We start from the raw sequence: 9,803 nt of genomic DNA, 5'->3' as shown, positions 1-9,803 counted from the left end.
TCAGGCTGGAGGATTAACCCTCAAAGAGTGTAAAGCGTGCTTAGAGGCAAAAGTCGATCGTAAACTTTTACAACGTCGATTACATAAATTGGATGAAGAAATTGCCCAAAAACAACAGTCGCGACAGCTTCTCGCGGCGATGCTTGGTGAGGGAAATCTTAAAGAGTGGCATGAAAATACAAATAAATTAGCGCCTGATGCGCATTTAGATTGGTTAATGAAGCAGGGATTCAGTGAAAAAGAAGCTCTGCGATTAAAATGGTTATCAAAAGACATGAACGAACACGAAAAGTATATGGCTGAATTTATGAAGATCTTTGAAGCACTTGAGTACTGGGGGCCTGGAAGCGAAAGTGACACACGAAAAGCATTGGCGTTTTTGCCTGAACCACCAAAAATGATTATTGAAATTGGTTGTGGCAAAGGGTTGGCGACAACGGTACTGGCAAACAATACCACTGCATCGATTACCGCTGTAGATAACGAGCAGTCTGCATTGACAAGCCTTAATGACCGCTTTGAAGCAGACGGTTTGGCATCTCGACTCACCACCGTGTGTGCGAGTATGACAGAACTGCCTTTCAAAGAGCCGAGTTTCGATCTTTTATGGGCAGAAAGCAGCGCTTACATTATGGGCGTGACCAACGCTTTATCTCAATGGAAGCCTCTACTTAATGACGACGGTATGTTGATGCTAAGCGACTTAGTTTGGTTGTCAGATACGCCGAATGAGGAAGCGATCGAGTTCTGGAAGCATGAATACCCTGATATGCAAACGGTTACTACACGTGTCAAACAGATGAAAATTGCTGGTTATGAAGTGATTAACAGCTTTACGCTCAGTCGCCAAGCATGGCAGAATTATTATGAACCATTGATATTGCGGATTGAAGAACTGCAATCAGAAATGCAAGGCTCTCAGGTACTGCAAGACATTAGTAAAGAAATCGATATTTACCGCAACTATCTTGGTCAGTTCGGCTACCAGATGTTTATTCTAAGAAAGTGTCGTTAAAATAGCGTTGCTTCTCTTGATAGGATCCAGCTGTGGCAGTGTAACAACGCTAAGCAGAACGCATGATTGAATTAGCTTAACACCGCTTTTAACTGGCTTAGCATTAATGTTTTAAACCATTTGTGCGCCCCATTCTCTCTATTTCTTTGATGTTGAATTAAAAATAGATCGATATGATATTCAACATCATGTTCAAATGAATATATAGGGAATAACTGCGACGAAGAGGCAAAATAATCAACATGCAGGTTTGAACCAAATAACAAGGCATCTGAAGAACCCGCCACTTCCAGTAATATTTGAGTCTGGCTACTCCTCAGGGCTGGTTTTTTAAATTTTTGAGATAACTCGAGTAATTTATGAATGGGAGAAGTAAAAGCATTTGCCTGACTCTCCTCTACATTCATGCTAATAAAGGGATACGCCAACAGAACATCGATTGTTGTTACATCACAGTCAAAAAGCGGATGACCTTTACGCGCATAAAGGATTGGATAAATACTGCCAAGGTGCTCAGAGAAATATTTTTGGTTACTTTCTCGAGTATAATGCATCGCAAAATCAAGTTCGCCAGCATCGAGCTGGGGGAATGGATTAGATTTTACATTTGCTTCTGTCACCGAAACTGTCGGTGCAACCTTCATGACTTCGCTTATTAAACGTGGCATTAAGAAGGATGAGATATAAGTCGGCACCGACAAGTTGAACGTAGCATCACTTTCAAAAGGATCAAATTCTTTCGGTATTAATAAGCGGTGCAGATCATTTAAAAGTGGCGTAATAAGTAGTTCTAATTCTGATGCTTTTGGGGTTGGGGAAATACCGTTAGATGTTCTTATGAATAACTCGTCCTTAAACATGTCGCGAAGCTTAGCCAGTGTCCGGCTCATGGCAGATTGAGAAACACACATTTGTTCTGCTGCTCGTGAAACATTGCGTTCTTTTAATAACACATTTAGGGATACGATTAAATTAAGATCGATTCGCGACAATTCAAACTCGATACTGCTTTTCATTTTAGATTTTTCATTTCATATATGACCCACTTCTAACGGAATTAACGACGCTGTAAATCATTGCCATACCAGTATTTATCTCACACCGATATGGCAGACGTCCTAGATACTGAAATTAACACTATTTTGTCACAGTAGGAAGTACTCGGATCTCACCAGAGCGTACTTTTTCGCTCGGCATATAATGACGAACACCGAGATTGAAAACACCTGATTCATTTGCAGTCTCGATATTATTTATCGCTTTTTCACCACAACCAAATGAAACAGTGTAAGTGCCGTCGGTATTTTGTGTTGCAGAGTGTGAATTGACATTAGCTACGTCATTAAACATAAAGCCGGTTTTGTCATAAACAGTGATAGACCAGAATGCTTTATTCTTTGGGTCCTCAAAATTAGCCGTGTAGCAAGTGTCCACATGGTAATTTCCTGATACTTCATATACGTTGTCTTTTGTCTGAGCACCGCCCCAACCTATCGCGGCACCAACTTGATATTTTTCTGCTGTAAATTCAGCGTTGCTACTATCAGTTGGATACGTAAACATACCATTTAGCGCAGTGACACCATCACGTTTATTAATCGCTGGCATTTTTGCTTTTAGCGCATTTTCAGTGGTTTCAATAGAGTCAAAGTCAAACGCTGCCGCAGTGAAAGGCACAGATGCACCCGCGTCTATGGTCATTCCATTTTGAATAGCAGTCACTTGCTCTTTAGTTAAACGAGAATCAAGGCGGACCACCAAATATACATAGTCACCTTTATGGGCTGTAACCTCGAAAGTGCCAGACCCATAAGTCATCGATTGTATTCTGTGGTCTTCCGTTACTGGCTGCACCGAAACATACATGCCTTCAGGCACTGCAGGGATAGTATATGTGGCGCCTTGCGATATATTAACCACAGCCATTGAATAATAAGTATCGCGATTCATGCGGACCACAGGTTGGTTGTCTGTCGGTGTTAGCACGTTTTTGTGTTGGAACTGATTAATACCACCAGCATTGTCTTGCACTATTGTCATTTGACGGTGGGTTTCAGCCGTTGGGTAGTTCGCTTCTGTTATAGGGATTAGCGCTTGTGGGTTAACATTCGCCATCACTGGTGATGCAATTAGAATACTTAGTGCGACTTTAGTTAGTATTGATTTCATATTGGCTCTCATATAATAAATGGTTAAACCTGAACGGGTATGCCAACCACTTTATTCGAAACTGTATTATCCATCCAATGACTTATATTTATATCATGATATGCATGAATCGGGTAATTCAGTGTTGAAGATAGAAAAAGCCGACAGTTACGCCGGCAATACTAATGATGGTGCGTGATTATTGGTTTATGACGCTGTAAAGGCTTGCAATTGAGCCATCGAGGTTTCGCTAACAACAACACCGTCGATGTAATACGTCACTAACTGCCCGTGTTTAATCCCTGTTAATACCGCTTTATCCCCATTGTTGTAGGTGATGTCCATCTGTAAGGTATTATCGTCCACTTGCGTCATCACGCCCGTTTCAATAATACGTAAATTAGCAACCGGTTTAATTGGCGCTTCTTTCAACGATGGATCTAAGTCGTCATTTATTTTAAACGTTGCATCGGCTTTAGTATCAAATATGTGTGGTTTACCATTAAGTGGGTTTGTGCCGGTCCAAAATCCAAGTGAATTAAACACCAAGTAATCGACTGCGACCGATATACCATAGACAGGGGCCATTAAAATATTCAAGCCGCCTCGCGCATAGCGATTATCGACCACTTCGATATTGAATTGCATTACCTTCGCGGTAACAGCGTTACTGCCGACGCAACCGGTTATACCGGTAAGAGAAGAAGCCAAAGCGGTCGCGATCATGATTTTTTTATATTTGTTATGCATTATCATTCCCTAATAATTAAAGTACTGCTATAAATCCAAGTCTTTCTATAAATTAAAGTTTAATATTTTCAAAGTACTCTTATATTTATTGTACACTTTTCCTTAAAGGGCAATAACTAAAGGCTTATGGCTGTTCTTTATCTAATAACACACGCTTACTATCCATCCCCCAGCGGTATCCACCTAACCCTCCGTCACTTCGCAATACTCGATGACAAGGTATGAGGACGCCAATGCGGTTTTTACCATAAGCGAAAAGGTTTCTAGATCTCTATTTTTACTGCTTATCAATCTCTAATGAGCACAGTTTGTATGCAACATGACAATGAATATGGGCTTTACATCTACTTATCAAATGGAAGAACTTATTTTAACGGGCACTTTATGTAAGTATCAGCATTAATATCTAAAAGTATTACATGATGTAATGCTTTGTTATATCAGAGGCATAACAATGAGAGAAGTTAACTTCAGGACGATAGACAAACTGTTTATAAAAATGAATATTACTGACAAGTTTTGGTTATTATTCATTATCATATCGACGACTTTCATTGGTTTTTCTGGCAGTCATTTTTACGCGACCATTGCACAAAACGATGCTGCAAACTACCAGCAGGCACAAGCCAAGCTTACATCTGCGTTGAATGTGCTAAAAGGAGTGGACTTAAATAAAGATGATTTACAAAGAGCCCTTTTACGCCAAAATATTAAATTGGTTGCACAGCCTCTAAAAACGACTGAAAATAATATTAAAATTGATAGCGAAGTAATAGTATCTATGCCTTTCGGTAAGGGTTATGCGGTACTCACGCATTCAGTGGATAACACCGCAGTAGAAAAACAAGCGTTACTTAATTTTTTACTTTCTCTATTGCCACTTGTGCTAATTGGATTGTATAGCTACTGGTTTGCAACACACTTAAGCGGTGCCCTGTGGACTATGCATCAGGCGACCCGCCGTATTGCCAATGGTGATTTAACTTCGCGCCTTGGTTTTCATGTAGGACGTGATGAGTTTGGCGTAATCGGTTATGAGCTTGATCATTCAATGGATACTATCAGCGAATTAGTCGACACAGTTAAAACCAGTACCACAACTTTCCATCAAACCACGACGACTTTTGAAAAAGATGCTCTAGATTCAGAGCAGCAGGTTAACCAGCAGTATGCTTCGGTTGATTCAGTAGCAACTGCAATGGAAGAAATGTCAGCGACGGCGAAAGAGATCGCAGGTTTTGGTTTGCAAGCTTCCCAACAAGCGAATAACGAAACAGCCAAGATCCTACAGAGTAACGAAAGAGTTCAGCATGCTATTGTCATGGTGACTGAATTATCTGAGCACACGAATGCGGCTTCTGTATCTGTGGTTAGTCTAAATGAGAAAGTGACTGAAATTGATAATGTGATCATTACCATTAATGCGATCTCTGAGCAGACTAACCTGCTGGCGCTAAACGCCGCTATTGAAGCAGCCAGAGCAGGCGAACAGGGACGTGGTTTTGCCGTTGTTGCTGACGAAGTCAGAACACTTGCAGGGCGTACGCAACAGGCTACCGTTGAAATTCGAAATATGATTGATAAGTTGCAAACTGAAACTCAGGATATTTCAAAAATTACGGCTGAAACATTAGAGCAAGCCAATAAAAGCCGAGAAATAATTACTGAAATTGGTGATGATGTAAATGAGATTGCTAAATCAGCACAGTCAGTGATGGATGTAAGTACTCAAATTGCGACAGCCGCTGAACAGCAAACGTCGGTGGTTAATAATATTGCATCTGACCTTAATGATATTCGCTCACAATCAAGCGTGCTGCTGACATCAACACAGACATCAGTTTCCGGTATTCAAGAACTTACTGATGCTTCACATTCCTTGGGTAGCATCTTGGAAAAGTATCATACCGCAAACTAAAATCCTGATCAGGCTGTTAGGCGAATAGGGTTAGCTTGGTGCTAGCCCTTTTCAATTTTAACGGTGTCTCGTCCTGAAATGTGTTGACACGTTTAGGGCATAGAAGAATATAAGTTAGATCTCGATGAAGCTAAATCAGAAAATAAAATACATATCTAAATCAAGTCAGTTCCAAATCAATCCAAGTATAGTGCCCTTCACTATTGAGATCACCGGTTTTAATATCAATCGGCTTTGAGAACAGCGGGCTATCAAACACGAAGGTATGGAACTCACCATTCTCACCACAAGGATCGATGCCCTCAGGTAGGCTGGCAATAAACGCACTATCAAACACTTTACCGACATAATCAGCAGATAATCGGCGTGGGTCAACGCAAGTAACCATCGCTTTCTGACCACCCGTCAGCATATCCTTGGCGAGCTGCTGAGTATCTAATTCCCACAACGGGAAAATAGCATTAATGCCAGTACCGACCAGATTATTAACACGGTAGTTTTTAACATCCGCTAAAAACAGATCGCCATAAGCAAAGTTAACAACTTCACGCTGTTTGGCCTGTTCAATAAACTCATCCATTATCGCTTCGTACTCAATATTGCTACACGGATAAGGGATCTCGATAATATCTAAGGGTAAGTTTATTGCCGCCGCCTGGCGCTGTAACAATTCAATACGCACAGAATGCACTGCGGTACGTTGATATTGCGCATTGACTGAACAAAACAAACCAACGATTTCGATAGATGGGTCTTGCGCTAATTGTAAGCAGGTCCAAGCGGCATCTTTGCCAGTGCTCCACGAGACTAATGTTTTTTGTTTTTTCATTTATTTTTAATATCCAAGTTACCCTGCTCTACGCTTATTTATAAGCACAATGACGACAACCATTACCGCAACAGCGCGCACGTTTTAAATGGTACCACTCACTAAAGACATAACGTCCGTCTTCAATGGTAAAATCGATATTCTCAACTAATTCCGTTTGATGACGATAAGGTTCTGCAAGCGCAAGACGCGCCTTAGGGGAACCAGCGGCATTAAGCTGTTTAATGATCTCGACGCCAATCGCCTTAGCTAAACAAGCTTTACACAAGCAATCACTGAGTACGCCTAATGGCATGATAGCGGGCAAAGCTTGGCACCAACAGCCGCCTTGCTCACTCGCCGATGCAACACCACAGCCAAATTCAGCTCCGCACTCTGCACATTGCTTTGGCACTGGAATTGCAATTGGCGTCAGATTTTCTTCGATGTGAACAATTGTTGCATCAATGGCTGATTTCGGCATTTATATATTCTCACTATTATTCTGGTGCTGCTGTTGCCATGCTTCAATAATAGCAACAAGTTGATCTAGACCATCAGTTAAAGTTCCTGGACCAGGTTGTAAAATACTGACTGATTTAACTCCAAATAATTGCTGGTGCTTTACTGCATTTATTTCCCCCCACCCTTCTCTAGCGGCAATTTGCTCTGGTTTAAACTTACGTCCACACCATGAGCCAATAATGATATCGGGATTGGCGTCAACCACAATGTTGGGGTCAGCAATAATACGGTTCTTGGCTAGTGATTCTTTGGCTAAATCGGGGAAACACTCCTCACCACCCGCAATTTCAATCAGCTCTGATACCCATTGAATACCCGCCATTAACGGGTCATTCCACAGCTCAAAATAGACTTTAGGACGTTGACTATATTTCGCCGCATTCAGTTTAATCCGTTCAATCTTAGTTTCTATTTGCTGTAACCAAGCTAGCGCTTTGTCACCCGCGCCGACGAGGTTACCTAGCATCATAACCATACTGAATATTTCATCCACAGAGCGTTGATTAAAGATATGAACGGCAATACCTTGTTTAACTAATGCGCCTGCGATATCGGCTTGAAGATCAGAAAAACCAAGCACAAGATCGGGTTTTAAATCCAAAATCTTATCGACTTTTGCAGAGGTAAATGCAGATACTTTCGGGTGCGCTTTACGCGCATGCGGAGGACGAGCAGTGAAACCAGAGATACCGGCGATACGAGATTCTTCACCCAGTATATACAACATCTCCGTCGTTTCTTCTGTCAAACAAACGATCCGTTTAGGGTAGTAATCCTTCATTTTATTTAATACGCTACATAGTTCGAATAACGAAAGTATATCTTGTTTATAACAAACTGAAAACCCAGCAATCATAGGATTATTACGGCCTTTGATTACTGGGGTCCTATTACAACTAATTTATGCTGATAGCTATAGTAACTTTAACATATAGTAACTTAATCCGCGGCGCTACAGACCCATCACATACCCAAATGCAATAAAGCTAGCAACCACGGCCATAATCGGCAGCTTCAATATGCGTAGCGCAAAGAACCCGACGATCACAGCCGCCATGTCAATTGGGTTAACAATCGCAGAAGTAAACACCGGGTTATAAAGCGCTGACATCAGCAAACCAACAACCGCGGCATTAATCCCCCATACCGCACCAGCTACTTTCGGTTTAGCCGCTAATGACTCCCAGGCACTGTGGAAAGCCAATACCAGCAATAAACCCGGTAAGAAGATGGCAACCGTTGCAATCAACGCGCCCATTAATGGTGAGTTAACCAGTAACTCTGCACCTAAAAATGCAGACAACGAGAACATTGGACCCGGAACAGCCTGTGCCGCCGCATAACCCATTAAGAAACGGTCAGTATCAATAGACTCACCTAATGCTTGTTGCAGCATAGGTAATACAACATGGCCACCACCAAAGACTAAACTGCCCGACTGGAAGAAATCGGCAAACAGAGTTAACCATGTTGGTGAATTTGTTACTAACGGTAGACCTGCAAACAACACAGCAAAAATTGCGAGTGGGAAGTAATTAACCCCGCCTTTTGACGTTATTACAGCCGTTGTTGCTGTCGGTTTCTTTAGTTGCATACCAGCAATAGCGGCTGCAATCAGTACCAGCATTTGTGTTAATAGACTGGGTACAATCAATAATACTGCCGCGGTGACGACACAAATAGTGACGGTACTGCGCTCTTTACAAAAACCTTTGTACATATTGAGTGTTGCATCAGCCACAACCACAACCGCTAACAATTTCAGTCCATGGGTAATATTCACTAACCATGCTGCGTCTTGCGTTGCATTTGTCGTTGCTAAAATATAGAGCAATAAAAAAGAAGGGAATGTGAAAGCGATAAAGGCGGTGAAACCACCAATAACACCCGCGCGACGTAAACCAATAGCAAAACCGATCTGACTTGAGCCGGGGCCCGGTAAAAACTGACTTAATGAAATTAATCTTGCATAGCTTTCGCTATCGATCCATTTTAATTTTTGAACAAAGGTTTTCTCGAAATAACCTATGTGTGCAGCTGGGCCACCAAAACTGATCCACCCCAATGTAAAAAACTGCCAAAATACTTGCCAAACTTGCTTCATTACTTTGCCTTTTATAGCTGTTATGCGATACCAATTTTCGCGTCATTATTGTATTTCAGTTTTGTGACAGTTATATGAAAAGACGAAGGTTTGTAGCAATTTATATCGTAAAAAACACTTATCTTGGTCACTTTTAAAATAACTAGCGCCATAGCTAGATAATTAACGCTACATAAGGAGGTTGATATCGATAAATATGCCACAGCAGTGACGATTCGTCAGGATTCATTTTATACCTGTAATGTTTGTTGTCACAAATAAGATTATCACAGCATGAAACCGAACCAATCGTGACAAAAATGTTAACACCGCGCTTTAGTGCACCCCCATATTGACGAATTGTAAATAAATGAAAACATCCTTTTAATTCATAGTGATATAACTGAACATGGTGTCAAATAATACCGTTTAAAACAATCGATTTAAACATTAGTTATCATCGTCAACCAAAAAAACATGTAACACTTAGTTAACGCTGAAGTGTTGGTTTTCTATACTCAAAAATAGGGATTATCAATGAAAAATAAGAAAATTC

Annotated in this window: 9 protein-coding genes and 1 pseudogene; 2 read left to right on the top strand and 8 right to left on the bottom strand. The window is 41.1% G+C overall.

What is annotated here, in order from left to right:
- Positions 1-1,015 (top strand): MerR family transcriptional regulator (locus tag QNK26_RS09340; protein ID WP_319222436.1); only part of this gene is annotated, 1,015 nt, incomplete at its 5' end.
- A gap of 71 nt (positions 1,016-1,086) precedes the next feature.
- Here QNK26_RS09340 and QNK26_RS09335 read toward each other — a convergent pair.
- The 4 genes and pseudogenes from QNK26_RS09335 to QNK26_RS09320 all read right to left on the bottom strand — a co-directional run.
- Entirely contained in the window at positions 1,087-2,031 is a 945-nt protein-coding gene (locus QNK26_RS09335) for a LysR family transcriptional regulator (protein WP_319222435.1), read from the bottom strand.
- Between the two features lie 121 nt (positions 2,032-2,152).
- A complete protein-coding gene (locus QNK26_RS09330; protein WP_319222434.1) occupies positions 2,153-3,184 on the bottom strand; it encodes a DUF1214 domain-containing protein in 1,032 nt (343 codons plus the stop codon).
- 186 nt (positions 3,185-3,370) lie between these two features.
- A complete protein-coding gene (locus QNK26_RS09325; protein WP_319222433.1) occupies positions 3,371-3,913 on the bottom strand; it encodes a DUF3332 family protein in 543 nt (180 codons plus the stop codon).
- Between the two features lie 124 nt (positions 3,914-4,037).
- Positions 4,038-4,154 (bottom strand): annotated as a pseudogene (locus tag QNK26_RS09320) (methylated-DNA--[protein]-cysteine S-methyltransferase); the annotation flags it as partial.
- Between the two features lie 213 nt (positions 4,155-4,367).
- Between QNK26_RS09320 and QNK26_RS09315 the strand changes: the two are divergent.
- Complete coding sequence (locus tag QNK26_RS09315; RefSeq protein ID WP_319222432.1) at positions 4,368-5,831, top strand: methyl-accepting chemotaxis protein; 1,464 nt, start codon at positions 4,368-4,370, stop codon at positions 5,829-5,831.
- Positions 5,832-5,991: 160 nt separating this feature from the next.
- On the opposite strand, the gene QNK26_RS09310 is transcribed toward QNK26_RS09315, so the two are convergent.
- From QNK26_RS09310 to chrA, 4 genes are all read right to left on the bottom strand, one after another.
- Positions 5,992-6,660, bottom strand: coding sequence for an ATP-binding protein (locus QNK26_RS09310; RefSeq protein WP_319222431.1), 669 nt, complete (start codon positions 6,658-6,660; stop codon positions 5,992-5,994).
- A 34-nt stretch (positions 6,661-6,694) separates the two neighbouring features.
- Positions 6,695-7,123, bottom strand: coding sequence for a DUF5522 domain-containing protein (locus QNK26_RS09305; protein WP_319222429.1), 429 nt, complete (start codon positions 7,121-7,123; stop codon positions 6,695-6,697).
- Positions 7,124-7,912: a cobalamin-binding protein gene (locus QNK26_RS09300; RefSeq protein WP_319222427.1), complete on the bottom strand. Its 789-nt coding sequence runs from the start codon at positions 7,910-7,912 to the stop codon at positions 7,124-7,126.
- 204 nt (positions 7,913-8,116) lie between these two features.
- Entirely contained in the window at positions 8,117-9,268 is a 1,152-nt protein-coding gene (gene chrA / locus QNK26_RS09295) for a chromate efflux transporter (RefSeq protein WP_319222426.1), read from the bottom strand.
- Positions 9,269-9,803 lie beyond the last annotated feature (535 nt).

It is taken from the genome of Moritella sp. (genome assembly GCF_033791185.1).
GTDB lineage: Bacteria > Pseudomonadota > Gammaproteobacteria > Enterobacterales > Moritellaceae > Moritella.
Note: the sequence above shows the minus strand (reverse complement) of the source record. Positions and strands in the feature narration are given on the sequence as shown.

Bases quoted from the DNA above. Each gene is read 5' to 3' on its own strand.
- QNK26_RS09335 (WP_319222435.1), bottom strand. From the start codon at position 2,031: ATGAAAAGCAGTATCGAGTTTGAATTGTCGCGAATCGATCTTAATTTA.
- QNK26_RS09330 (WP_319222434.1), bottom strand. From the start codon at position 3,184: ATGAAATCAATACTAACTAAAGTCGCACTAAGTATTCTAATTGCATCA.
- QNK26_RS09325 (WP_319222433.1), bottom strand. From the start codon at position 3,913: ATGCATAACAAATATAAAAAAATCATGATCGCGACCGCTTTGGCTTCT.
- QNK26_RS09315 (WP_319222432.1), top strand. From the start codon at position 4,368: ATGAGAGAAGTTAACTTCAGGACGATAGACAAACTGTTTATAAAAATG.
- QNK26_RS09310 (WP_319222431.1), bottom strand. From the start codon at position 6,660: ATGAAAAAACAAAAAACATTAGTCTCGTGGAGCACTGGCAAAGATGCC.
- QNK26_RS09305 (WP_319222429.1), bottom strand. From the start codon at position 7,123: ATGCCGAAATCAGCCATTGATGCAACAATTGTTCACATCGAAGAAAAT.
- chrA (WP_319222426.1), bottom strand. From the start codon at position 9,268: ATGAAGCAAGTTTGGCAAGTATTTTGGCAGTTTTTTACATTGGGGTGG.